This window comes from Pseudomonas agronomica, assembly GCF_025917275.1.
Lineage (GTDB): Bacteria > Pseudomonadota > Gammaproteobacteria > Pseudomonadales > Pseudomonadaceae > Aquipseudomonas > Aquipseudomonas agronomica.
This window is the reverse complement of the sequence record NZ_JAOSHO010001006.1, coordinates 1-564: the sequence shown is the minus strand read 5'-3', so window position 1 is coordinate 564 and position 564 is coordinate 1. Positions and strand designations below refer to the sequence as shown.

The window sequence follows — 564 nt, the reverse complement described above, 5'->3', positions numbered from 1 at the left end:
TTTCGCGAGCAGGCTCGCTCCCACTGGGGGAGGTGAAACAGGTGAATTGAATCAGGCGACCTGGACCGGAATGGCGTTGCTGGTGTGGCTCAGTTCGTTGCCCGGCGCCATGTAGAGCATGCGCGGCTTGAAGTTGAGCAGCTCGGCCTCGCTGTAGTGGGCATAGGCGCAAATGATCACGCGGTCGCCGACCTTGGCCTTGTGTGCTGCAGCGCCGTTCACCGAGATCATTCGCGAACCTTCCTCGCCACGGATGGCGTAGGTGGTGAAGCGCTCGCCATTGTCGACGTTATAGATCTGGATCTGTTCGTACTCACGGATACCCGACAGGTCCAGCCACTCTCCATCAATGGCGCAGGAGCCTTCGTAATCGAGCACGGCGTGAGTGACTTCGGCGCGGTGCAGCTTGGCCTTGAGCATGATGGCGTGCATGGGTGTTTCCTCTGGTCGGGTCCGAACGGCGGGCAGTTTGCCCGAAGGCTTCAGGGGCGGCAATACGGGAGGGATGTGCAAATGCAGTCTCTAAACACCACATCACCCCTGTGGGAGCGAGCCTGCTCGCGA

At 60.5% G+C, this 564-nt stretch carries 1 protein-coding gene; it reads right to left on the bottom strand.

The genetic code is table 11. From position 1 onward, the window contains the following. Positions 1–51: 51 nt before the first annotated feature. Positions 52–432 (bottom strand): aspartate 1-decarboxylase, encoded by a 381-nt coding sequence (gene panD / locus OC610_RS28620; protein ID WP_003228271.1) that lies wholly within the window; start codon positions 430–432, stop codon positions 52–54. Between the last annotated feature and the right edge of the window lie 132 nt (positions 433–564).